The 23,233-nt window shown below is 54.9% G+C and carries 25 protein-coding genes; 15 read left to right on the top strand and 10 right to left on the bottom strand.

Annotated features, from left to right (window positions below):
* Window positions 1–832 precede the first annotated feature (832 nt).
* Entirely contained in the window at window positions 833–1,837 is a 1,005-nt protein-coding gene (locus PFER_RS00905; RefSeq protein WP_048147873.1) for a hypothetical protein, read from the bottom strand.
* 277 nt (window positions 1,838–2,114) lie between these two features.
* Here PFER_RS00905 and PFER_RS00900 point away from each other — a divergent pair, with 277 nt between their 5' ends.
* Window positions 2,115–2,774, top strand: a complete 660-nt coding sequence (locus PFER_RS00900; RefSeq protein ID WP_157254975.1) for a hypothetical protein — start codon at window positions 2,115–2,117, stop codon at window positions 2,772–2,774.
* Here PFER_RS00900 and hmgA read toward each other — a convergent pair.
* Both hmgA and PFER_RS00890 read right to left on the bottom strand, forming a co-directional pair.
* Entirely contained in the window at window positions 2,771–3,997 is a 1,227-nt protein-coding gene (gene hmgA / locus PFER_RS00895; RefSeq protein WP_048147871.1) for a hydroxymethylglutaryl-CoA reductase (NADPH), read from the bottom strand. The two genes, PFER_RS00900 and hmgA, sit on opposite strands and share 4 nt — an antisense overlap.
* Window positions 3,998–4,015: 18 nt before the next feature.
* Window positions 4,016–4,783 (bottom strand): MinD/ParA family ATP-binding protein, encoded by a 768-nt coding sequence (locus tag PFER_RS00890; RefSeq protein ID WP_048147870.1) that lies wholly within the window; start codon window positions 4,781–4,783, stop codon window positions 4,016–4,018.
* A 147-nt stretch (window positions 4,784–4,930) separates the two neighbouring features.
* Here PFER_RS00890 and PFER_RS00885 point away from each other — a divergent pair, with 147 nt between their 5' ends.
* The 7 genes from PFER_RS00885 (at window position 4,931) to PFER_RS00855 (ending at window position 11,608) form a co-directional block, all read left to right on the top strand.
* Window positions 4,931–5,338, top strand: coding sequence for a CBS domain-containing protein (locus PFER_RS00885; protein WP_048147869.1), 408 nt, complete (start codon window positions 4,931–4,933; stop codon window positions 5,336–5,338).
* Between the two features lies 1 nt (window position 5,339).
* Window positions 5,340–6,854 (top strand): metallophosphoesterase family protein, encoded by a 1,515-nt coding sequence (locus tag PFER_RS00880; RefSeq protein ID WP_211255067.1) that lies wholly within the window; start codon window positions 5,340–5,342, stop codon window positions 6,852–6,854.
* 38 nt (window positions 6,855–6,892) lie between these two features.
* A complete protein-coding gene (locus tag PFER_RS00875) occupies window positions 6,893–7,672 on the top strand; it encodes a hypothetical protein (RefSeq protein ID WP_048147868.1) in 780 nt (259 codons plus the stop codon).
* The gene (locus tag PFER_RS00870; protein WP_048147867.1) at window positions 7,659–10,154 is read left to right on the top strand and encodes a CDC48 family AAA ATPase; all 2,496 of its coding nucleotides are present in this window, start codon (window positions 7,659–7,661) and stop codon (window positions 10,152–10,154) included. Before PFER_RS00875 ends, PFER_RS00870 begins: the two co-directional genes overlap by 14 nt.
* 66 nt (window positions 10,155–10,220) lie before the next feature.
* On the top strand, window positions 10,221–10,541 hold the full coding sequence (locus PFER_RS00865) for an iron-sulfur cluster assembly protein (protein WP_048147866.1): 321 nt from the start codon (window positions 10,221–10,223) through the stop codon (window positions 10,539–10,541).
* A complete protein-coding gene (locus PFER_RS00860) occupies window positions 10,538–10,894 on the top strand; it encodes an iron-sulfur cluster assembly protein (protein WP_245612377.1) in 357 nt (118 codons plus the stop codon). The genes PFER_RS00865 and PFER_RS00860 overlap by 4 nt, the downstream gene beginning before the upstream one ends.
* A gap of 6 nt (window positions 10,895–10,900) precedes the next feature.
* Entirely contained in the window at window positions 10,901–11,608 is a 708-nt protein-coding gene (locus PFER_RS00855) for a metallophosphoesterase family protein (protein ID WP_048147865.1), read from the top strand.
* Window positions 11,609–11,613: 5 nt separating this feature from the next.
* Here the strand turns inward: PFER_RS00855 and PFER_RS00850 are convergent, their stop codons facing one another.
* On the bottom strand, window positions 11,614–11,898 hold the full coding sequence (locus PFER_RS00850; protein WP_048147864.1) for a PRC-barrel domain-containing protein: 285 nt from the start codon (window positions 11,896–11,898) through the stop codon (window positions 11,614–11,616).
* A 186-nt stretch (window positions 11,899–12,084) separates the two neighbouring features.
* Between PFER_RS00850 and PFER_RS00845 the strand changes: the two genes are divergently transcribed.
* Together PFER_RS00845 and PFER_RS00840 are read left to right on the top strand one after the other, a co-directional pair.
* Window positions 12,085–12,492, top strand: coding sequence for a MarR family winged helix-turn-helix transcriptional regulator (locus tag PFER_RS00845; protein ID WP_052696152.1), 408 nt, complete (start codon window positions 12,085–12,087; stop codon window positions 12,490–12,492).
* A gap of 70 nt (window positions 12,493–12,562) precedes the next feature.
* On the top strand, window positions 12,563–13,351 hold the full coding sequence (locus PFER_RS00840; RefSeq protein WP_048147863.1) for a DODA-type extradiol aromatic ring-opening family dioxygenase: 789 nt from the start codon (window positions 12,563–12,565) through the stop codon (window positions 13,349–13,351).
* Between the two features lie 80 nt (window positions 13,352–13,431).
* Here the strand turns inward: PFER_RS00840 and PFER_RS00835 are convergent, their stop codons facing one another.
* From PFER_RS00835 to PFER_RS00830, 3 genes are read right to left on the bottom strand one after another with little or no spacing between them, the layout of a single operon-like run.
* Entirely contained in the window at window positions 13,432–14,499 is a 1,068-nt protein-coding gene (locus tag PFER_RS00835; protein ID WP_245612376.1) for a hypothetical protein, read from the bottom strand.
* Window positions 14,486–15,019: a hypothetical protein gene (locus PFER_RS12385; RefSeq protein ID WP_245612375.1), complete on the bottom strand. Its 534-nt coding sequence runs from the start codon at window positions 15,017–15,019 to the stop codon at window positions 14,486–14,488. The genes PFER_RS00835 and PFER_RS12385 overlap by 14 nt, the downstream gene beginning before the upstream one ends.
* 27 nt (window positions 15,020–15,046) lie before the next feature.
* Complete coding sequence (locus tag PFER_RS00830; protein WP_048147862.1) at window positions 15,047–15,532, bottom strand: alanyl-tRNA editing protein; 486 nt, start codon at window positions 15,530–15,532, stop codon at window positions 15,047–15,049.
* Window positions 15,533–15,603: 71 nt separating this feature from the next.
* On the opposite strand from PFER_RS00830, the gene PFER_RS00825 reads away from it, so the two are divergent.
* Window positions 15,604–16,041, top strand: coding sequence for an aminoacyl-tRNA deacylase (locus tag PFER_RS00825; protein WP_048147861.1), 438 nt, complete (start codon window positions 15,604–15,606; stop codon window positions 16,039–16,041).
* A 168-nt stretch (window positions 16,042–16,209) separates the two neighbouring features.
* On the top strand, window positions 16,210–17,556 hold the full coding sequence (locus tag PFER_RS00820; protein ID WP_048147860.1) for a cyclic 2,3-diphosphoglycerate synthase: 1,347 nt from the start codon (window positions 16,210–16,212) through the stop codon (window positions 17,554–17,556).
* A gap of 62 nt (window positions 17,557–17,618) precedes the next feature.
* On the opposite strand, the gene PFER_RS00815 is transcribed toward PFER_RS00820, so the two are convergent.
* Complete coding sequence (locus PFER_RS00815) at window positions 17,619–17,867, bottom strand: UPF0175 family protein (protein ID WP_048147859.1); 249 nt, start codon at window positions 17,865–17,867, stop codon at window positions 17,619–17,621.
* Between the two features lie 278 nt (window positions 17,868–18,145).
* Here PFER_RS00815 and PFER_RS00810 point away from each other — a divergent pair, with 278 nt between their 5' ends.
* On the top strand, window positions 18,146–18,922 hold the full coding sequence (locus PFER_RS00810; protein WP_048147858.1) for a gamma-glutamyl-gamma-aminobutyrate hydrolase family protein: 777 nt from the start codon (window positions 18,146–18,148) through the stop codon (window positions 18,920–18,922).
* On the opposite strand, the gene PFER_RS00805 is transcribed toward PFER_RS00810, so the two are convergent.
* Window positions 18,881–19,723, bottom strand: a complete 843-nt coding sequence (locus PFER_RS00805; RefSeq protein ID WP_048147857.1) for an SPL family radical SAM protein — start codon at window positions 19,721–19,723, stop codon at window positions 18,881–18,883. The genes PFER_RS00810 and PFER_RS00805 overlap by 42 nt on opposite strands.
* Window positions 19,724–19,781: 58 nt before the next feature.
* Between PFER_RS00805 and PFER_RS00800 the strand changes: the two genes are divergently transcribed.
* Together PFER_RS00800 and moaA are read left to right on the top strand one after the other, a co-directional pair.
* Entirely contained in the window at window positions 19,782–20,186 is a 405-nt protein-coding gene (locus PFER_RS00800) for an OsmC family protein (RefSeq protein ID WP_048147856.1), read from the top strand.
* Between the two features lie 64 nt (window positions 20,187–20,250).
* On the top strand, window positions 20,251–21,174 hold the full coding sequence (gene moaA, locus PFER_RS00795; RefSeq protein WP_048147855.1) for a GTP 3',8-cyclase MoaA: 924 nt from the start codon (window positions 20,251–20,253) through the stop codon (window positions 21,172–21,174).
* A gap of 1 nt (window position 21,175) precedes the next feature.
* Here the strand turns inward: moaA and PFER_RS00790 are convergent, their stop codons facing one another.
* A complete protein-coding gene (locus PFER_RS00790; RefSeq protein WP_048147854.1) occupies window positions 21,176–23,137 on the bottom strand; it encodes a 1,4-alpha-glucan branching protein in 1,962 nt (653 codons plus the stop codon).
* Window positions 23,138–23,233: the final 96 nt, after the last annotated feature.

Genomic DNA, 23,233 nt, shown 5'->3' with positions numbered 1-23,233 from the left:
CAAGAGCGCTTTAAACAGTTACGTGAGGGCTTCCAGTCTTTCAATTCTCTTAGAGTCTTATTGCAACAGGGTTTCCCTGCTGCATTTCCACGTGTATGACTTAGTCTTTCAATTCTCTTAGAGTCTTATTGCAACTAGTCAAGCACGACTTTGTTTGCGTCGTACTGCTCCTTTCAATTCTCTTAGAGTCTTATTGCAACCCGGGCGCCGTGCTTTCATTTGCTAACTCCCCCAGTCCTTTCAATTCTCTTAGAGTCTTATTGCAACAGGACGGATTTTTCCTTCTTTTGCCCTTTAAACTGATAAGAGCACTTGAATTTTATAAGGCTTTCGCGGGAGGGGGGGATAACGGAGCCCATCCACGCCTTATATCACGACCTGTGGGTAGCCCTTTAACGCCAGCGAAGCCTTTTGAACCCCCAGATTTTTTCATGCACGTTTTTGTTCATGAGACTTCCCGGGATGAAACAGGGCTTTAAACTCACTCCCCAGTGCTCTGGACGGACGAAAGTTAAAATAATCGTATCTACATGGGGGTAGGGCTTAGAACCCGGCGTCGGTGCCTTGTCCAGGAACTTCGAAAAATTTTCGTCACAAATTCAAGAATTTTTTGACACATAATGTTAGATAATAACCTCAAGTTACTAAAGATTTCCCGGCCTTTGAGAATGTCCCGAATGCGAAAATTAGCCCGCTGAAACTCAAAAACGAGAGAAGGAGCTGGAATATCGAGCAAACCCTCCGGGTCAGAGCATCGGCTCCTCCTCACCGCTCGGAGTGAGGGAAATCGCTCATCATCCCATGCGTTTATGGGAGAGGGGGAAGATAAAGTTTACCCTGCCCCGTTGTGAGCACAGGCCCCCTCCATCACCGTGTACTGGAACGGAGGGCCGGGCATCGCATAGATCGTGCCGTTAAGGGAGTAGACTATCCTGGGCTGGAGGAACAGCCCCTTCACCTGTGGATGCACCTCTAGCGACAGCACGAAGTACTTCACCTCCCCCGGTTTCAGGCCCATGTCGGAGGGCTCGGCCCTTTCGGGTACGTCGTATATAGAGTTCCCCTTATACGCGGATATGTTCTTCACCACGACCCACTCCCTCGGAAGGAGGTCGGGCAGCTCAAAACTTATGTTGAGGATCTCCATTGGGATGGATGCGGGATTGTAGAGCCCGACTACGTAGCCCACCTCGTGGATTCCCCACTCAAAGGAGACGTCCTCATTTCGGTACGCCGTCACGTTGGGCATTGTTTCAGGGAGGCCTTTCGCCACATTGAACGTCCAGTTTCCGAGGTTTACGCGGGCGGTTTCACTGCCGAGGGGAGTGGTCAGGCCGATTCTCGCGCTCGCATCGTAGTAGTCCATGTCCATGATCAGGCTTGCGCTCACATTTTGGAAGTCCATATCTTTGGGAAAGCTGTCGGAGAGCTTTGAGAAGTTTATGGGTATGAGAAGGCGTAGATAACCCCTGTAAGTGGTGGAAATCTCATCTCCGCGATAGTCAATACCCTCAAAGGGAGAGTGCGAAGATATGGACACGGCGGCGGACGCGTTGAGAATTTCCTTAGGATAGCACCAGTAAAGGGATACGTACCCCGTTGTGTTCATGGGGCCGTAGACGTAGCCGATGAAGCCCCCCATAAAATCTTCTGGCAGGATGGGTGGGAGTTCAGGCTTCTGCACAGTGGGGGGTTGGGAGGTTGCCTCTTCTAAATATTTCTCTTGGCCGGGCTCCTCCTTTGGGGAATCCTCCACGTGCTCCCTAACTGCTATACCAGCGAGTAAAATCAAGAGGAGGAAAAACGGGAGAAGGATAACCTTTCTATTTGCCTTCATCAAATTCACCTCGTGCAGTACGAGTTGCACTCAACGTATGGTTTCATGACGACATATCTCGAGTAATTCTATTACTTTTCCACAGCAGTATTCAAGAAATGATGAATAGTCATAGTTTATAAATTTTTCCACCCTTAGGAGTCTGGAGCATAAACTTGGGCAGGCTACTTTAAGGGGTATAGGAATACCAATCGTCTCCAGAAAAATGTGGAAAAGCCTGGGATTGGAACCTTTCAGAAAGGCAACGTTTTTAAAATTGAATGTAGTATTATGGGCGATGAGGGTGAAGGAGAGGTTCCCCAAAATACTCCACCAGTGGGAGCTGAACAGGTACGTGATGTATGCCCAGATTAGGTGCGATGTACTCTCCACGTGTGCCTCAAAGCTGGAGGCGATTTTCAAAACAGCGGGAGTTGAATTTGTCAGGCTGCTTGAACCGGACTCCGATACCCTCGCTTCCTACACCGGGAGGCTCTACTCCGGAAAGTCGCTTGAGATAATCGAGCTTACCGATGGGATGAGCAGGATGTTTTACCTGGCCTCTTCTCAGGTTCCGGTTAGGCCGGAGGGAACGCTTGAGCCCGAGTTTACCATCTTCTTCAACGTGAGGAGTGAGGAAGCCCTCGAAGCCCTCCTTAGAGTAATAGGAGAAAAGAAAATCAGCGGTAGAAGGTACAGGTATCGCTCCCGAATAAACCTCGCCATGAGCTTCATTGGGAGTTTCCTGCTCTCGTCGCTCCTCAACGTTGAGAATTACTTCCTTCAATCCCTCATTCTGCTGGCCCTTGCCCTTTTGATTTACCTGATACTGGACTACCCCTTCTCGCTCCTCTACATCAGGGGCGTTGAGGTGCTCTCCCACGACCCCTGGGAAAGAAACACGATAAGATTCGTCAAGGTCTGGAGAATAAAGACAAAACATGGTAAAGAGGCCTAACGTCCGAGCTCCTTGTGGGCCTTGGCGAGGTGCTTCGCAGCTATCGCCGCAAGGAGTGAGAGCTCGCCGGCCAGAACGGCGCCCGCGATTATCTCCGCGAACTTCCTGGCGTTGCTTCCCGCGGGTTCTCCCCCGCCGGCAACGCCCAATATTGAAAGGGCTTCCCTCTGCGTGGGAACCCTCGTACCTCCGCCCACCGTGCCAATCTCAAGGCTCGGCATGGTTACGCTGATGTGGAGGTCTCCCTCAGGGGTAACCTCGGCGAGGGTTATGCCGTGAGAGCCCTCGGTTATCTGCGCCTCGTCTTGACCGGTGGCGAGGAAGATAGCCCCAACGATATTTCCAAAGTGGGCGTTGAAGCCGTAGGAACCTGCCTGCGCCGAACCTACGAGGTTCTTGCGGTAGTTCACCTCGGCTATGAGTTCTGGCGTCGTCTTGAGCTTCTTTTCGACGATTTCCTTCGGAATCACCGCCTCGGCTATGACGGTCTTCCCTCTCCCGTTGATGAAGTTCATGGCGTTGGGCTTCTTGTCAACGCAGAGGTTGCCCGAGAGCGCTAAATACCTCACGTCGGGGAACTCCTCCTCAATGACCTTCATTATCTCCTCACTGGAGATGGTGACCATGTTCATTCCCATCGCATCTCCGGTCTCGAACTCGAAACGGAGGTAGAGGTTGTTGCCGACGATGTAGGGCTTCACATCACGGAGCTTCCCGTGTCTGGTGACCTTGCTCACGGCCTTCTCTTGGAGGTAGTCGAGGTTGTTCTTCACCCACTCCGCGACCTCCCTCGCCCTCCTCGCGTCGGGGCACTTTAGGAGAGGTGCCCTAGTCATCTTGTCGTCTATGAGCGTGGTTTTAACGCCACCGGCGGCAGTTAAAGCTGAACAGCCGCGGTTTACAGAGGCGACCAGCGCGCCCTCAGTTGTCGCCAGGGGAATGTAGAACTCTCCCTTGGCGTATTCTCCGTTGATCTTCAGCGGCCCGGCGACGCCCATCGGTATCTGAACGACGCCTATCATGTTCTCAATGTTCTTGCCTATCACCCTATTCGGGTCTATCGAGTAGTGGCCGATGTTCTCGAGGCTTATCCCGAACTTCTTCTCAAGGGCCTTCCTCCTTATTTCAGTGGCGAGCTTCTTGTCGCCGTTCGTGTACTTCTCGACCTGGTGGAGCTTTATCTCTCCACTGGCCACTTTCTCAACAAGCTCGTCAAAGTCCATACCTATCCCTCCGGAAAGTTAGAAGCGGAACTCCTTTTTAACCTCTCCGAATATCCATTCCTCTATTATGGTGCCTGCCTCCTTGAAGGCGATGGCGGCATCGGAGTGGGGTTTGTACTTCAGAATAGGCACACCAACGTTGACCGACTCGGGAACGTTCTCATCGAAGGGTATGACGCCGAGAACGGGTATTCCAACGTCCTCCTCTATCGTCTCGACTATCTTGTCTATGACGTCCTCTGACTCGCGGACTTTGTTGAGGATAACCCCCTCCTGGAGGCCGTACTCGTCCCCGAGGGCCTTGAGCTTGAGAACCTCGTTCTCGACCATCGTCTCGAAGGAGTATATGGGGGAACGCTCTATTTCGACGACTATTATCTGGTAGTTGGCAACCTCGAAGGTCGGGAGGGTATCAAAGGGAATCCCGGTGGGTGAATCAACGAAGACCATTCCAAATTTATAGCGCATTTCCTCCACGATGTCCCTCAGCCTGGCCGTGGAAATGCCGAGGACGTCCTGGAGGTTCGTGCTCCCGGGCATCACAAAAACGCCGGTTTCCGGGTGCTTATAGACGGCCCAGTCGGGGTTGAGGTCGGGATTTTTTAGAACGGAATGGAGGGTGTACTTAACGTTCTCAAGGGCGAAGTGAAAACCGAGGTTGGGGAGGTAGAGGTCACCGTCCATGAGGAGAGTCCTAAACTCCTTCCCGGCAAAGTACGTGCCGATGTTGGCGGTGGTGGTAGTCTTCCCCGCACCCCCTCTCCCCGTTACTATGACCACAACCATAAGAGGCATTCCCCCGAACTTCAGCCCGCTTATTGCTCTCTTCTATTTGAGTTCATGGAGGATATAAGTTTTTCTACGGAAAACCCCCGCAGGGGCCCAACGGAACCGTTAATAATTCCGAGCGCGTAAAATATACGGGGTGATGGTATGGATGAGGGTGCCCCCATAAAAGTGTACATGGTGAAGAAGCTGATCGGTGTTTCTCCGGAGGACTCCGTGCAGGACGCGAGCAAAATAATGGTGGAATTCGACATAGGCTCACTCGTGGTTTTTGAGGAGGACAGGGTTGTTGGATTCTTTACGAAGAGCGACGTGATAAGGCGTGTTATCGTCCCGGGCCTTCCCTATGAGACGCCGGTGAGGGAGATTATGACAAAGGAGCTCGTAACCGTCAACGTCAACGACCCCCTGAAGGACGTTCTCAAGAAGATGGCCGAGCACAGGATAAAGCACATACTGGTGGAGGACGGGGGAAAGATTGTTGGTGTATTCTCGCTGAGCGACCTGCTCGATGCTACGAGGAGAAAGCTCGAGACCGCCATCGCGAGGGAGTGATATGATACGGATAGCCCACATAAGCGACACCCACATAACCCCCGACGTGGCCTACAAGGCCTACCCCTACGACCTGATAGTCAACGAAATCAACAACGGCCCCTTCGACCTCGTTATACACACTGGGGACGTCACCAACAGCGGCCTTCGCGAGGAGTACGAGCACGCAGCCTACGCCCTAAAAAAGATAAAGAAACCGCTCATAGTGGTCCCCGGCAACCACGACGCGAGGAACGTTGGCTATGAACTCTTCGAGCACTACATAGGCCCGACGACGGGGGTGTACGAAAAGGGGGACCTGGTTGTCATATGGCTCGACTCAACCATACCCGACCTCAGTGACGGCCGCGTTGGGGGCTACAAGTTCAGGTGGCTCAAGGAAAGACTGGAGGAGTACTCCCACAAGCGCTTCAAGATCATAGCCGCCCACCACCACCTCGTCCCCCTGCCCGATACTGGAAGAGAGCGTAACGTCCTATTCAACGCCGGTGACGTGCTCGAACTTCTCCTGAGCCACGACGTTAACCTCTACAGCTGCGGCCACAAGCACGTACCCAACGTCTACCGCGTGGAGGGACTCGTCGTTGACAACGCGGGCTGCACCTCGTGCAGAAAGACGAGGAAGGGTGATGTGAACAGCTACAACATAATAACGATCCACGACGACGGGAAGATAGACGTCAGGATAAAGCGAGTTACGGGCGACACCGTTGACAGGAGCTTTAAACTCCCGAGGCAGAAGATATTCCTTCCAAAGGGTGAGAGGCTCTTCAGGATAGTGCAGGTGAGCGAGAGCAAAATCTCGGACAGGGTTTACTTCCGTGGACGCGTGCTTGAGAACGCGATAAGGGCGATAAACGAGAAGTACAAACCGGACCTGGTCATCCACTGCGGCGACATCGTTGACGCGGGAATAGAGCGCTACTACGAGAGGGCCATGGAGTACTACGAAAAGGTGAAGGCGGAGAAACTCGTCGTTCCCGGCCACAGCGACATAACGTACCTCGGTTACGATCTCTTCCAGGAGTACTTCGGCGAGCCGGCGATAATCGAGAAGGGGAACTTCGTTTTCATTCCGCTCATGACGGCCCAGTACGAGATTCCCATAGGCGTCGTCGGGAGGATAGGGCAGAGGATTCTCGCAAAGACGCTAGAGGAGTACGAGGACAGGTTCACCGTGGTGGTCATGCACCACAACGTCATACCGATCCCGCGCAGCAGGGAGGTGGGGTTCCTCGAGGATGGAGGCAACGTCCTCAAAATACTGACCGATAGAGAAGCGGACCTCGTGCTAACGGGACACGGAGGCAACGCCGTCGGAATAAAGGTGGAGAACACACCCATAGTGAACTCGGGAGCAATAAGCTGGGAACTCCACAGGAACCCCTTTGGAAACTCCTTCAACGTTATAGACATATACCCTGACATGATAGCGGCCTTTGAGGTTCAGGCCACATGGGGGAGCAGAAAGCTCCTCGGTCTCTGGAAGATAAAAACGAGTGTGCCGTGGAAGTAGGCCAAACCTTTTAACCCTTTTATGTAGAAAGAACACCCATGAGGGTGGCGGTGATAACGGCCGACGCGAGGGTGTACTACCTCGCCACGAGGGTGCTCAAGGAGTATGGGATAGCCTTCCACAGCCTCTCCCCCGGGGAGAGGGTTCCTCCGGAGGTGGAGGTCGTTCTAACGGGGCCCCACGATAGGGTTGACTTTCCGGTAAAGGTGATAGTGAGGGACGAGGACTTCATAGACGAGCTCCTTGCGAGGCTGGAGGGTAGGGGCCGGTTCAAGAACATCTACATTGCCATAGACCCCGGGGAGAGGCCGGGGGTGAGCGTGGTTGCCGACAACCGCGTCCTGGAGGTTCGCCACCTCAAGAGCCCGCAGGACGTTGAGCCCATTTTTGAGCTCCTTGAGAAGTATCCCGGGGCCAAGATTAAAATCGGCCACGGCGCGAAGAGACACAGGGTACTGATGCTCCGGGCCCTTGAGAAGGTCCTGGGGAGCGATTACCCCGTTTTGCTCGTGAACGAACGCGGGACAACCCCAAAGGTCGGTGGCGTCGAGGCCTCGCAGGTGCAGGACATAGTGGCCGCTATCAACATAGGGCTCAGGGAGGGGAAGGAGACCACCATAGGGAACCTCCTCAACGTGAGGGAGCCCACCAAAAGGGAGATAGAACATATAAAGCATCAGAGCAGAATCAAGAGCGGGGGTAGAATAACCATATCCTCCGACCTCGCGAGGGAAGTTGCTAAAGGTCATCTAAGCCTGGCTGAGGCGATTGAAATCCACAGGAAGAAGAGGAAAGGTGATGGCGATGATATTCGGTAGGGAGGATACTAAAGAAGAGATAAAACTCCGTGTCGCGGAGGCCCTCAAGAGGGACGTTGGTAGGGGCATAGTTCGCTTTGACAGGAAGTATCAGAGGCAGCTTGGCGTTGAGCCGGGCGATATAGTGGAACTCGTGGGTGAGCGCTCCACCGCTGCGATAGTGGCCAACCCCCACCCGGACGACAGGGGCCTGGACATTGCGAGGATGGACGGCTACATAAGGAGGAACGCGGGGGTAAGCATTGGCGACTTCATAACCGTTCGCAGGGCCGAGGTGCAGGAAGCGAGGAAGGTAACGCTCGCCCCGGCGCAGAAGGGCGTCCTGATTCAGATTCCAGGGGAGATACTCAAGAACAACCTGCTCGGGAGGCCCGTGGTCAAGGGCGACCTCCTCATAGCGAGCGGAAGGATAGAGGACGAGTTCATGGGCGGGCCCTTCGACGAGATATTCAGGAGCTTCTTCCAGGCCATGCCCCTCGGCTTCGGGGAGCTCAAGTTCGTGGTGGTGAGCACCGCGCCAAAGGGCATCGTCCAGATAACCCACAACACGGAGGTCGAGGTTCTTCCGCAGGCGGTGGAGATGAAGGAGGAGGCCGTTCCTGAGGTCACCTACGAGGACATAGGGGGCCTCAAGGATGCGATCCAGAAGATAAGGGAGATGGTGGAGCTCCCGCTCAAGCACCCGGAGCTCTTCGAGCGTTTGGGAATCGAGCCGCCCAAGGGTGTCCTCCTCTACGGGCCGCCCGGAACAGGTAAGACCCTATTGGCCAAGGCTGTGGCCAACGAGGCGAACGCCCACTTCATAGCCATCAACGGGCCGGAGATAATGAGCAAATTCTACGGCGAGAGTGAGGAGCGTTTGAGGGAGATATTCAAAGAGGCACAGGAGAACGCGCCGAGCATAATCTTCATTGACGAGATTGACGCAATCGCCCCCAAGAGAGAGGAAGTGGTCGGAGAGGTCGAGAAGAGGGTTGTCAGCCAGTTACTCACCCTCATGGACGGCCTCAAGGGACGCGGAAAGGTCATCGTCATAGCAGCCACCAACAGGCCGGATGCACTCGATCCCGCCCTAAGGAGACCCGGAAGGTTTGACAGGGAGATCGAGGTTGGCGTTCCCGACAAGCAGGGGAGGAAGGAGATACTCCAGATACACACGAGGGGAATGCCCCTCGAACCAGATTACGACAAAACGGAAGTCCTGAAGATCCTTGAGAAGCTCAGGAAGGACGAGCGCTTTAGCCCGGAGAGCGTTGAGAAGGTCATAGAGCGCGTTAAGAACGCCAAGAGCGAGGAGGAAGTGAAGGAAGCCCTCAAGCTCGACGCCGAACTCTACGGGGAGGTCAAGGCGAAGCTGATTGATGCCCTCCTTGAGGAGCTGGCCGAGAAGACCCACGGTTTCGTGGGGGCTGACTTGGCGGCCCTCGCAAGGGAAGCAGCTATGGTCGTCCTCAGACGGCTCATAACGGAGCGCAAGATAAACCCCGAGGAGGAGAAGGTTCCACCGGAGGTTCTCCAGGAGCTTAAGGTGACGAGGGGAGACTTCTACGAGGCCCTCAAGATGGTTGAACCAAGCGCCCTGAGGGAAGTCATGATAGAGGTTCCCAACGTCCGCTGGGAGGACATTGGAGGATTGGAGGGCGTCAAGCAGGCGCTAAGGGAAGCGGTCGAGTGGCCCCTCAAGTACCCCAAGGCGTTCCAGCGCCTCGGAATCAGCCCGCCGAAGGGGATACTCCTCTACGGGCCGCCTGGAACGGGAAAAACACTCCTCGCTAAAGCGGTTGCCAACGAGAGTGAGGCGAACTTCATAGGCATACGCGGGCCGGAGGTGCTTAGCAAGTGGGTCGGGGAGAGCGAGAAGCGCATAAGGGACATATTCAGAAAAGCCAGGCAGGCGGCTCCAACGGTTGTCTTCATAGACGAGATAGACTCAATAGCGCCCTCGAGGGGGGCCGTTGAGGGGGAGCGTGTCACGGACAGGCTGATCAACCAGCTCCTCACGGAGATGGACGGCATAGAGGAGAACAGTGGTGTTGTCGTCATAGCGGCCACGAACAGGCCGGACATACTTGATCCCGCTTTGCTGAGGCCTGGAAGGTTCGACCGTTTGATCCTCGTTCCGGCTCCGGATGAGAAGGCCAGGCTCGAGATACTCAAAGTCCACACGAGAAACGTGCCGCTCGCGGGCGATGTGAGGCTCGAGGAGCTCGCGAAGAGGACCAAGGGTTACTCCGGTGCCGACATAGCTTCCCTCGTCAGGGAAGCGGCGCTAACGGCCCTGCGCAGGATGGTGGCAGAAAGGGGCATAAACGAGGAGGAGACCTTCGAAGACCTCGTGGTGACGAGGAGGGACTTCGAGGAGGCTCTGAAGAGGGTGAGGCCGAGCATAAGCGAGTACATGCTCGAGTACTACCGCCGCTTCGAGGAGGCCAGGAAGAGCGAGCCGAAGAAGAGAAAGGAGCTCGACTACTTCACCGGCTGATCTCTTTTCCCATTTCTGTCCAGCAACCCTTTTAACTCCCCATGAAGAGTCAAGGATGGTGAGAAAATGAAGGTTTACATGCCCGGAAGGGAGTATCCGGAGGAGTACAGAGAAGTCCTCGAGGAGCTGAGGGAGATTAAAGACCCCGTCACCGGCGGTGACGTTTTGGATTCGGGTGTGATAGCGGGCCTCGAGGTGAAGGAGGATACCCTCAAAATATGGCTCCGCTTCGAGAGCCACGCTGAATACAACATAATAGGCGAGAACGCCATCTCCTACTCGAGGATAATCGGCAACATAATGGAGCGCTTTGCCCTCGTGAAGTTCGACAACGTTTACGTTTACGACCTAGGCAACAACATCGTCGGCAAGTTCGAGAAGAGGTGATTGACACGGGCTTTCTCAGCTTTCTGAAGGCGAAGCCAAAGAGGAGACCCCGGGAAGACCTTCCCGAGGAGGTCAAGGCGGTCGTTGAAAAGCTCAAGGCCGTTAAGGACCCCGAAACCGACCTCAACATAGTGGAGGAGGGCCTAGTTTATGGTCTGACCGTAAAGAACAAGAGGGTGGAGGTCTTCCTCCTGCTGGCCCGCTCAACCCCCGAGTGTCACTTCTGCCAGGGCATAGCGATAAACGTCCAGCGGAGGATTCTAAAGGACATAATTGAGGTCCTTCGCGCCGATTTTGAGGAGATTAAAATTTACAACGAGCTCGGCCTGCTCCTCGACTCCTACCCGGGATGATAGGGGATGAGGATAGCGCTGATAAGCGACGTCCACTCCAACCTGGAGGCCCTCGAAGCCGTGTGGGAGAAGGTTAAGAAGGCCGATGTGGTACTCTGCATGGGAGATTTGGTCGGCTACGGTGCTTCCCCAAACGAGGTCGTGGAGTTCGTAAGGGAGCGGATGGAAGAGAGGACATTCCTATGCGTCCGCGGCAACCACGACAACGCCATCGCTTTTGGTCTCGACTGGGGCTTCAATCCATACGCAAGGGAAGCTGTCAGGTGGCACCAGAGGGTCATGACGATTGAGAACCTCGAGTTCCTGAGGAGGCTTCCCGTTAGGGGACTCTTCACTGACGACACGGAGAGGAGCTACATCCTCATCCACGGCTCTCCGAGGGCTCCCCTCGATGAGTACCTCTTCCCTTGGTTGCCGGATAGTGAGTTTCAATCCGTCCTCAGCTACATCCGTCAGGACGACCTGCTCGTCGGCCACACCCACGTGCCCATGCTCAAGGTAATCGGAGAAAGGAGGATAATCAACCCCGGCGGCGTCGGTCAGCCGAGGGACGGGGACTGGAGGGCGGCCTACGCGATCATTGATACCAAAAAGGAGCTACCCGACAACGTGGAATTTCACAGGGTAGAATACGAAGTTGAAGAAGCGGCAAAAAAGATTATGGAAGCGGGTCTCCCGCGTTTTCTGGCCTACCGTCTCTACGAGGGATATTAAATGGCTCAGAAGCTTCTCGGCCGCCTGAGCTTTGACTTCACGGCGAGCTTGTTCGAATCAACGATGATAACCTCGCCGATGCTCTTTATGGCGCTCGTTGGTATCAGAAGAAGCCCCTCATGGTCGGTCACGAACTCGCTGACATCGAGGTCTTCGTCGGGTTCGGCTACTATAACAAGAATATTGCCAGTTTCTTCATCGAAGCTCATATCGTAGACCCATCCGAGCCTTATGCCCGTATCGGTGATTATTTCAACGTCCCTGAGCTTTGAGGCTTTTATCTTTACCATCTTTTCCACCCCGCACTGATAAACAGCTAAAGGGGATTGGGGGTTCTCATATATAAATTTTCTCAAAAAGCATCGCCCTTCGGCTCGGGCCCCCATGTCATTTTTCAGGCATTGAGTTGTTACGTTGGGTGCGACAGTGGGGAACCCTTATAAGACTACAGCCCATAATGGAGAAGGGGAGTAAAGGTGAAGGAGTGCGATCTCATCCACCACGTTTACTGGAAGATGCGCCTCAAATTTGAGAGAAAACTTGAGGAGCTGAACCTCAACTTCCTCCACGTCCAGACGCTCTTTATTCTGCGGAATGGCCCTGTGGAGCAGAGTGAGCTCACCCTAAAACTTGGCGTCGTTAAAGGGACGACGTCGAAGATACTCCAGCACCTCGAGGCGAGGGGACTCATAAGGCGGGAACGGGTGAAAAAGCGTTACCTTGTTCACATGACGGAGGAGGGAAAGGCCGTCCTCCAGGAGATAAGGAAAGTCGGGCAGGAGCTGGACTCCCTCATGTTCGAGGGCTTTACCCCCCAGGAGAGGGAGACACTCAGGGAACTCCTGTGGAAGATGCTCAGGAACATGGGCTGGGAGGAAGAATAAATCTATTTGGGTTTTCCTCTCCTTGGAAAGTCTCATAAGTTTCGGAAACGTATGCTTTTTGGTGGTTGAAGTGCTCATTGGAGTAGGTCTCATGCCCCACGGAAACCCGGTTTTAGACCCGCCCGAGGAGGAAACGAAAAGGCTGGCCGGGGTTTTAAAGGAGATTGAAAGGGAGTTCGGCACTGCTGACACCTACGTCCTCATAAGCCCCCACAACGTCCGCATGAGCGAGTACCTCGGAGTGGTCATGGCGGAGAACCTCATCTCATGGCTCGGCTTTGACGGCGTTGAGCTGCCGGGGGAGTGGGAGACCGACCGAGAACTTGCCGATGAGGTCTACAGCGCCTGGAAAGAGGCTGGAATTCAGGTAGTGGATCTCCACTTCGCCAGCAGGAGCGGGACCTACTCCCGCTGGCCCCTAACATGGGGAGAGCTCATACCTCTCCAGTTCCTTGAGAAGAGGCCCCTCGTTCTGCTCACACCCGCGAGAAGACTGAGCAGGGAGACACTAATCAAAGCGGGAGAAGTCCTCGGCGAAGTCCTTGAGGGGGGCAAAAAGAAAATCGCACTCATAGTGAGCGCAGACCACGGGCACGCGCACGACGAGAACGGTCCCTACGGTTACAGAAAGGAGAGCGAGGAGTACGATAAGCTAATAATGGAGCTGATAAACGAGAACCGCCTCGAGGAGCTTCCCTCAATCCCGAACGACCTGATAGAGAGGGCTTTACCGGACAGCTACTGGCAGATGCTCATAATGCTCGGTGTAATGAGGAAGGCGAACTTCGAGCTCAAGGTGAGCGCCTACGCATGCCCTACATACTTCGGCATGGCCGGGGCCCTGTGGGTGAGGAAGTAGTGTGTAGTTGAAATACACACTTTTCCCGTATTTTGTGTGCTGACAATAAACAACAAAAACATGGAGAGAGGCAAAACCCCTCAGCGCTTAATATCCACGGCCCTGCCTTCGCTCACCTTGACCGTTACGTTCTCCCCCTCTTTAAGGCTCACCAGCTTGAAAATGAGTTCCTCGCTCAGGTCGGCCGCGCTTATGTAGAGCGTCCTGTTGCCGACTACAAGTATCCAGTGGGTGTTGCCGTCCTTGATGTATGAGTAGAGCCCCTTTACCTCCCCGCTTATCTCCTCCGCCTGGATTGCCTCCCCCCTGAGGAGGAACTCCCTGACCTCGCGCTCGTTCTCAAAGATCTGCACCTCCTTGGTCTCCGCGTTGACGAAGGCTATCTTGGCCACACCCGAACCGCTCCTCGGGATTATGGCAACCCTCCACCAGAGAGTCCCCTCGAGGAAGATTGGGATGGGCTCAACGGCCATGAACTGGCTCCAGTCAAAGGTGGGAAGGGCCTTTTTTACATAATCAATCGCCTTGACCGGGCCCGTCAGGGGAGTTTCAAACTTCACCTGGCTCATCTCGCCCGTCCTCGCGTCCATGAGGTATATCGCAGCCAAACCATGGGCCCTTCCGTAGGGTTCCACAGCGGTCATCCAGTACTTCCTGCCGTCGTTTGCCACGACGAGGAATGGCTGCCTGTTGCCCTGGTTGCTGACGTCTATCAGCTCAATCTGGTTCTCGTGGTGAAGCCAGAGGTTCTTTATGTTGGAAAACACGCTTTCCTTCCAGTAGTTCTGCGCCTCCACAACGTTTCTCACAAGCCTCTCCGGGAAGAGCGGGAAGTCCCTGAGGCGCTCGTCCTTTAGGGCCTCCTCGGGAGTTAAATCCTCCACGTTGCCCTCCTCGTCCACGACGAAAACGCCTCCCCACCTTGGGACGGTGTAGAAGACTTTGAAGTCGTAGGAAATGTAGGGCACCACGATGTAGAGCTTGCCGTTGTAGTAGAGGGCCCTCGGGAGGTCGAGGTCAACGAGGTAGTGCTTCTTGTAGAGGACCCACTCAAGGTTGTCGAAGACCTGCATCGCCGGCCCAACCTGGAGTTTCTCCTCGATGCGCTGCATCTTCGCCTGCGTCGTTCCCATATCAACCAGGAGCACCCCCCCGGTCTTTGAGCCTTATGGCGTTCCAGGCCCCATCTGGCACTATGTAGAAGCCCCACACTGGCGTTCCGTTTAGCATCGTCAGATGTCCCGCGCTCAGCGTGTAGCGGGCGTACTCTATGGTGTCTATGGCGTAGCGGTAGGCGGTGAACTTCGGGAGGATCCTGATGTAGCCCGTGGAGAGATCGAGCTCCCCCGTGATTTCAGAGGGATGGTAGGTTTTGTAGAGGGAGGTGTTTGAGAAAGGAGACGCCAGGGCAGAGGCAAAAATCGAAAGGAGCACCATAATCCCCAGAATTGCAGGAAACGCCGCCCTTCTCCCGGAGGTTATTGGTTTTCGGACCTGAACGATGATAATGACCCCGATGGCCAAGAACATGTAGAGGGACGCAGGGTTCCTGTAAAGGCCCATCACCAACCCATGGAGCCAGGGTCGGAGGAACCACCCGATTACCAGCATAAACGCAAGAAACGCTCCCGTAATGGAAGTTTTAGGATTTAGCTTCATGCCACTCACCCAATCTTTACTACTCACCATAGTTTATTAAGGTTTTGCCGCAGGGAGGAACGGCTGGTCCACCACTTCAAAGCCGATTTCAAGGAGCCCTTTGGCCCTCCTGAAGCGGACCTTCCGGATTTTTATCGCCCCAATCTCCTCCGTGGTTCTTGTGTGCTCCTCCTTGCACGCGTTGACGTTCCATCCCTCTATCACAACGACCTTCAGCGTTTTAATTTCCGGTGGAATCGGAAAGAGGTCGTACATCTCCTCGCCAAAGCGCCTCTCCGCTTCCTCCCGCGGGAGTTCGTAGATCTCTATTGGACTGTTTTCCTCCACCTTGCGGTTGGCGAGGCGTTCTATTTCCACAACCTCCTCGGGGGCCGGCTTTCTGTTGAACTTGACGGTCAGCCTTCCGTGGTTCCCGCTTACATAAACGCTGGCGGTCCACTTCGCGTTCTCTCCAAGAACCTTAACAACCGCACCCTTAACGACGTGGAGGGCCGTGTGGGTTCTGACCTCAACGGGAATCATAGCCATCACTCACTCCACATCCACAGAGAACTTATTAACGGTTGCGCCATAAATAGAGAGGAGGAATCGAGATGAAGAGGCTTGAGGAGATAGCGAGGAGACTGGGCGCGGAGATTTTAAACATAGGACGGCCTGTGAAGACCGTGGAGCAGGCCGTTAGGGAGACGGGAGCATCCCCGAAGCAGGTCATAAAATCGCTCGTGATAGTAAGCGAGAACGGACCGCTCCTCGTCATAGTGGACGGCGAATCAAAGGTGAGCATGGAGAAGTTGGAGAGGTTCTTCGGGAAGTGCCGCTTCGCAAGGCCGAAGGAGGTCAAGAAGCTCATCGGATACGAGGTTGGAGGCATCCCGCCGGTCGGAGTTCCACTCAGGACAGTAGTGGATCCAAAGGTTCTCGAAAATGAGTACGTCATCGGCGGGGGTGGGGCGATAGACAGGTTGCTCAAAATAGCGCCCTGGAAAATCGCTGAGTATCAGAAGGCAGAGGTTCTCGAGGTAAGGGACTGATCCCAGGTCAACCACATGAATATAGTTGTTCAGCCCTTCTTGAATGTTTTTCAGTTCTGCCCTGCCCTCTCCGAATAAATCACGCCAGAAGGTTGCTTTATTCAACAAAAACTGTTATAAATGCCAAAACATATACACGAACGCACAAAGAACATGGGGTGAATCACCATGGCCGAGAAGAGGAGAAAGAGGGTTGTTATTCTTGGGGCCGCCGGAAGGGATTTCCACAACTTCAACACGTTCTTCAGGGACAACCCTGAATACGAGGTCGTTGCCTTTACCGCGACTCAGATTCCGGACATCGAGGGAAGGGTCTATCCAGCTGAGCTCGCCGGAGAGCTTTACCCGAACGGAATCCCCATATGGAGCGAGGACGACCTTGAGAAGATAATCAAGGAGCACGACATTGACGTCGTTGTCTTCGCCTACTCCGATGTTTCACACGAGCACGTCATGCACCTCGCGAGCAGGGCCCACAGCGCTGGGGCCGACTTCTGGCTGCTCGGTCCGAAGAGCACCATGATAAAGAGCACCAAGCCCGTTATAGCGGTCACCGCAGTCAGAACCGGCTGTGGAAAGAGCCAGACCTCAAGGAAGGTCGCCCAGCTCCTCCAGGAGATGGGCTACAAGGTCGTGGCAATAAGGCACCCGATGCCCTACGGCGACCTCAGGAAGCAGGTCGTTCAGAGGTTTGCCACCTACGAGGACCTCGACAAGCACGAGTGCACCATAGAGGAGAGGGAAGAGTACGAGCCCTACATAGACAGGGGTATGGTCGTCTACGCGGGCGTTGACTACGAGAAGATCCTCCGCGAGGCAGAGAAGGAGGCCGACATAATCCTCTGGGACGGAGGAAACAACGACTTCCCGTTCTACGTTCCAGACCTCTGGATAGTCGTTACAGATCCTCACAGGCCCGGGCATGAGTTAAAGTACCACCCCGGTGAGACCAACTTCCGCGCTGCGGACGTCATCATAATCAACAAGATAGACACCGCCAACAGGGACGACGTCCAGAAGGTCCGCGAGAGCATCGAGAAGATCAACCCGAACGCCATCGTCATAGACGGTGCCTCACCGCTCTACGTTGACAAGCCTGAGCTCATCAAGGGCAAGCGCGTTCTGGTTGTAGAAGACGGTCCGACCCTTACACACGGTGGCATGAAGTACGGCGCCGGTTACATAGCAGCGAAGAAGTACGGAGCGGCCGAGATAATCGACCCGAGACCCTACGCCGTCGGCTCAATAGTGGACACCTACAAGAAGTACAGCCACCTCGATGTCATCCTTCCGGCAATGGGCTACGGCGAGAAGCAGATCAAGGAGCTCGAGGAGACCATCAACCGCGCTGATGCAGACGTTGTCATCATGGGTACCCCAATAGACCTCAGGCGCGTTATGAAGCTCAACAAGCCGGCCGTAAGGGTCCGCTACGAGCTCGAGGAGATCGGCGAGCCGAAGCTCAAGGACATCCTCAAGGATTTCGTCGAGAAGTGCGAGAAGCTCAAGAAGTGAGCCTTCTCCCTTTTCTTTAACCCCTTTTCTACCGCAGGGCTTTTGGGATGAGCGGGGTGGCGTCACTCACCACGGGCAAAGGCCAGATCCTCCTCAAGTTCCTTCTCCGTGTAGTGCCTCGGAACTTTCCTTTTGGCGAGTTCCTCAAGGAACTCCCTCTTAGTCATTCCTGCAAGCTTGGCCGCCTTCCCGAGCGGGAGAATGCCCCACTGGTAGAGAATAACAGCTAAGTCAACCCTCAACTCCCTCTCAACTTCCCCTCTTGGAAGCTTCATGGCTGTGATAACGTCATCGGGAATTACTATCTCCATTCTCGCCACCATTGGAAAATAGCTCCGGCAATATTTAATCCTCCGTCTTTTGGCCACCGTAGGTTCATCTCATACCTGTGAGAACTAAAACTTCTCAGGTGTTGGTATGAGGCTCGGCGATTTGCGCATAGAAGGTATCCAAGGAATGTAAAAGTGCTGGAAAAGGAAGATGTTCCTTTCTTCCTGCTGGGAGATGCTTTCCCCTAATCCCCTCAGCGGCCTCCAGCGGGAGGAATGTTTTATATACATGGGCATCTTAATGTTTTGACGGTGATATCATGAAACCCGTCATCGGAATTACCACGTCATATCACTGGAAGCAGAGGACATTCTCACTCAAGGAGGCCTATTTTACGAGCGTTAAGAGGGCGGGCGGTGTTCCAGTTCTCTTACCACCGCTTATGGACCCGGAGGACGCGGTGGAGCTGGTAGATGGCCTACTTTTCTCCGGGGGAGGGGATATCCACCCAAAATACTATGGCGAACCCATAAGCCCGCGCATCAGGAGCATCGAGCCTTACAGGGACGAGTTTGAGCTTGAGCTCTTCAAGCTCGCCTACGAGCGCGAGATTCCAGTACTCGGCATATGCCGTGGGGCCCAGCTCATAAACGTGGCCCTCGGGGGAACCCTATATCAGGATCTCGCGAGCGAGGTTGTGAACGCGATAAAACACGATTGGTTTGCGAATGGGGGGGACATGCTCCCGAGGGATTATCCGATTCACCCCGTTAAGATTAAGCTGGACACGCGTCTCTTTGGGATACTCAAGGAGCGCCTCGAAGTGGAGAGCACCTCCGATGCAGTTCTTGCAGTTAACAGCTACCACCACCAAGCCATAAAGCGCCTCGGCGAGGGACTTAAAGCGGTGGCTTACGCTCCGGATGGAATAATAGAGGCCGTTGAGGGGAGCGAGAGCTTTCTAATCGGCCTCCAGTGGCACGCGGAGTGGATGGAGAACATGCTGCCCGTCTTCAGGGCCCTCGTGGAGGAGGCCTCCAGGTACCGCGGGGAATTAGAGGGGGACGAGGTGGGAGCCGTCGCAGGTGGGGAATGAGGTATAACCCTCCCTGCAGGAACCAAAGGTTATTCCCCTCTCCGTTATCTTCCTCCTCGCCTCCTCGAGTATTGCCATCCTCAAATCGCGGGGCAGGTAGCGGTAGCCCGCTATTCTCTCTCCCCGCTCGTAGAGGGGGCCGAGGCGCTCCATCAGCTCCGGGAACTTCGCCCTCATGCGCTTCTCTATGTCCGGCCTGAGCTTGAGCGTGGAGACCGTTATGTGGCTCACGAATGAGAGGGCATCGAGGGTTTCATCGAAGTCCTCCCACGTGTAAAAGGGGATTATCGGGTCAATGCGGGCGTAAACAGGAATTCCTGCTTCTCTGGCTTTCCTGAGGGCGCGGATTCTGTCTCTGGGGGAAGAGGCGTTGGGTTCCAGGAGCTTTGCCTTTCTCGCATCCACTGTCGTCACCGTTATTCCAATGGCGCAGCGGAGCTCGCTCAGGATGTCAAGGTCGCGCTCGAAGATGTCTGATTTGGTGAGGAGCAGGCATCTAACGCCGTGGCGCTTAAAGAGCTCAAGAACCTTCCGGGTTATGCCGAGATGGCGCTCCACGGTTGGGTAGGGGTCAGAGGAGTAGGAGAGCGCTATGATGTACCTCCTGTCGAACTTCCTGAGCTCCCTCTCGAGCTTTGGGAGGAGACCCTCTTTCTCCCTCACGCGGAAGGCCTTCGGGATGTAGGAGGTTATGTAGCAGTAAACACACGCGTGATCGCATCCAGTGTAGATGTTAAGCGTGTACTTGAATGGGCAGGTGCAGAGTTTTGATTTCCACGGGTCAAAGGGTCTTATATACATAACCTGAGGTTTTCAAAAGGGATTTAAACGCTTTTCCCAAGTGAGAGTGGGGATGAAAATGAGCGGCGAGGTCAAGGGAAAGGTTGAGTGGTTTAAGGACGAGCAGTTCATAGGGCGGATTGAGGGGGATAAGTGCTCCGTGATACTCGGTGAGGGCGGTATAAGTCCCATGAAGCTCCTTCTCCTCAGCGTGGCAGGGTGCACCGCCTACGACATCGTAATGATACTCCGGAAGATGCGCGAGCCGATAGAGGGGCTCGAAGTCGAGATAAGCGGGGAGAGAAGGGAGGAGCATCCGCGGATTTACAGGAAGGTTCACCTGCACTACCGGATAAAGGGGAACGTGAGCGAGGAGAAGGCCAAGCGGGCGATAGAGCTGAGCCAGGACAAGTACTGCTCCGCCAGCGCACATGTGAAGCTCAGCGGAGCGGAAGTTACCTACTCCTTCGAGATAGTCGAGTAAACATTTTTGTTTTCCCAAAACCTTTTTTTAAGCGTTTGTTTTAATTCCTCTCGGAGGGAATGGTGTGCTCATAGACCGCTTTGGCAGGCCCGTGACCAATCTTCGAATATCCCTCACGAGGGACTGCAACTTCAGGTGCTTCTTCTGCCACCGCGAGGGGCAGACGTCAATGGACGGCCACGAGATGACGCCGGAGGAAGTGGAGCGCCTCGTGAGGATAGCCTCCCGCCTCGGTGTGCGCAAGGTCAAGCTCACAGGAGGGGAGCCCACCGTCAGGGAGGACATAACCGAGATAGTGAGGCGCGTAAAACCCTACGTCCTTGACCTCTCGATGACCACCAACGGGAGCAGGCTGAGGGAGCTGGCCAGACCGCTGGCCGAAGCGGGCCTTGACAGGGTGAACGTCTCGCTCCACAGCCTCAGAGAGGACGTTTATAAAAAAATTACGGGCGTTGACATGCTCGGGACGGTTCTCGAGGGCATAGAGGAGGCGGTGAAGTACCTCTCGCCGGTTAAACTCAACATGACGGTGATGAGGGGACTCAACGACGATGAAATATGGGACATGGTGGAGTTCGCGGCGAAGACAGGTACCGTTCTCCAGCTCATAGAGCTCGAAGCACCGAGGGAGTTCACGGAGACCCGCTTCTTCAAGAAGTATTTCTACCCGCTGAAGCCCGTTGAGGAGAAGTTAGAAAGGCTCGCCGTTGAGACCCGCGAGAGGAGGATGCACAGACGTAAGAAGTACTTCGTCCCAACGGATCACGGGATTGCTGAGGTCGAGGTAGTGCGCTCCATGCACAACACGGTTTTCTGCGCCAACTGCACGAGGCTTAGGGTTACCTCCGACGGAAAGTTCAAAACGTGCCTCCTTAGAAGAAACGACACCGTTGACTTCCTGACCGCGATGAGAAAAGGCGCGGACGATAGGGAGCTCGTGGAGATATTCAAGAAGGCCGTGCTGATGAGGGAACCATACTGGAAATGAATTAGAGGGCCTTAACGGCCCGTTTTAAAACCTTCAGCGGGATGCCACTCTTCTTGGAGAGGGCCTTGAGGTCGGCACTCTTCAGTTCCTTCGGACTTTTTATCCCCGCCATCTTTAAGCGCTCCAGCCTCTTTGGGCCAATGCCGCGCACCTTCAGGAGGGCCGCGAGGTCTGCACTCTCCGCCTTCTCCTCGAGCTCAAGTTGCCTCATCGCCCTGCTGCTCTCGAAGCGGTTCTCTATCCCCTGGGCGCTCGCTATGGACAGCGACTCCTCGCTCTCGCCCGATTCAGCGGGCTCCTCCGGCACCTCGGGCGGCTCAACGTACTCCTCGAGCTCCGGAGGCTCCTCGCTCACGTACGAGGTTATGTCAATCGGCCTGAAGGGGTTGTCAACCTCCTCCATCTCCTCGAGGAGACCCATGTCCAAGTTCTCGCCCCTGAAGTACCTCACGAGCTCGTTGGCGAGCCTGTGGAACGCGTTCGCGTGCTCAAGAAGGCGCCTCTTACCGTACTCTTTGGCCTGTCCGGTTGTTATGAGGAACGGCCAGTCGCTGCTCTCAAGGAGGAGGAGCTCCCTGCCGAGCTGCTCGAGGACGCGGTCGCCGAGGTCGTCCTCGCCGAAGTACTCGCTCGCGAGCGCCACCATCCTGTTCTCTGCCCTGTGTATGTGCTCCCACATCCACTCGACCCCGGGGTTCCACCACGTGTAGTGAGTCCCGTACATGCCCCATGAACCTTCCGGCAGCTCTATCTCGTAGCGCTTCCCCTCGAACGTGTCAAGGAAGTGACTTATCGTTGTGGTCTCGATTCCCTCCTTCTCCATGAGCTCAAAGACCCTCGCTATCCACTTCACGCCCTCGAACCACCAGTGACCGTAGAGTTCCGTGTCGTAGGGCGAAACAACTATACCCTTCTCGCCGTTCTTCCTCTCGTAGTCCTCGAGGAGGGACTTAACGAGCCAGACGAAGTGTCTCGCGTGCTCCTCAACCCTCTCCATGGCCTTCTCCGGAACGTAGGGCTCCTTTTTGCCTATATCAATATCTTTCCCCGTTACGCGCCAGTACTGCCCGCCGCTCTCCGGGGCCTTCCTGTGGAACTCCCTGTACCAGAAGTCGCCGGGGTAGCCAATGTCCGCGCTCCAGACCTGGTGTCCCGTCTCACGGTTCCTCGCGAAGACAGCTATATTGGTGGCCTTTATGAAATAGGGCCTCAGCGTGGATTTAGGCCTCTTTGCGGGGATTATCTGGCCGTAGCCGAAGCTCGCGGGCCCCTCGTCTATGAGGTGGCTCTCAACGAAGAAGAACTCGATTCCGTACTCCTTGAGAACCTTCTCAATGCCCTTCCTCCACACGACCTCGCCCGAGCTCGGGCTCTTCCAGAAGCCGTCCGGCCGATAGGCGCACTCGGGGAGCCATATTCCCCGCGGCTTCCTCCCAAAGTGCTTCTCATAGGTTAGAACGCCGTTTGCCACCTGCGCCTCTATCGCCTCGTCCCTCCCGAGGAGGGGAAGATAACCGTGGGTCCCGGCGGAGGTTATGACCTCGATATAACCCTCGTCCTGCAGCTTCCTCAGTTCTCCAAGGATGTCACCGTTTATGCGCTTCCAGTAGTCGTAAACGCCCGAGAAGTACTCGTACATGTAGCGGGCGGCCTCCTTTACCTGCCCCTCGTACTTCTCAACGTCCTCGCGCATCGCGGAGAGCTTCCTCTCCATGTACGCCTCGAACTCGCGCTTCATATACTCGTCCGCCAGCTGTTCCATGAGTATGGGTGTGACACCGATGGTGAGTCCGAAGCGGACGTTTTTCCCCTTCAGCTCCTCGAAAGCCATCAAAAGAGGTATGTACGTCTCTGATATTGCTTCAAAAATCCACTCCTCACCGAAGGGCCATTTTCCGTGCTTTCTCACGTAGGGTATGTGGGTGTGAAGGACGAGCCCGAAGTAACCATATTTTTTCACCATGAAGAGCCACCTCTTTTTTGAATTCCTTGAATTCTCTACCCAGCTTCGAGTATTTAACATTTTCGGAGTGGAGAAGCCTTTTATGGTTTAAAAATG

It is taken from the genome of Palaeococcus ferrophilus DSM 13482 (assembly GCF_000966265.1).
GTDB lineage: Archaea > Methanobacteriota_B > Thermococci > Thermococcales > Thermococcaceae > Palaeococcus > Palaeococcus ferrophilus.
This window is presented reverse-complemented; position numbering and strand designations above follow the sequence as displayed.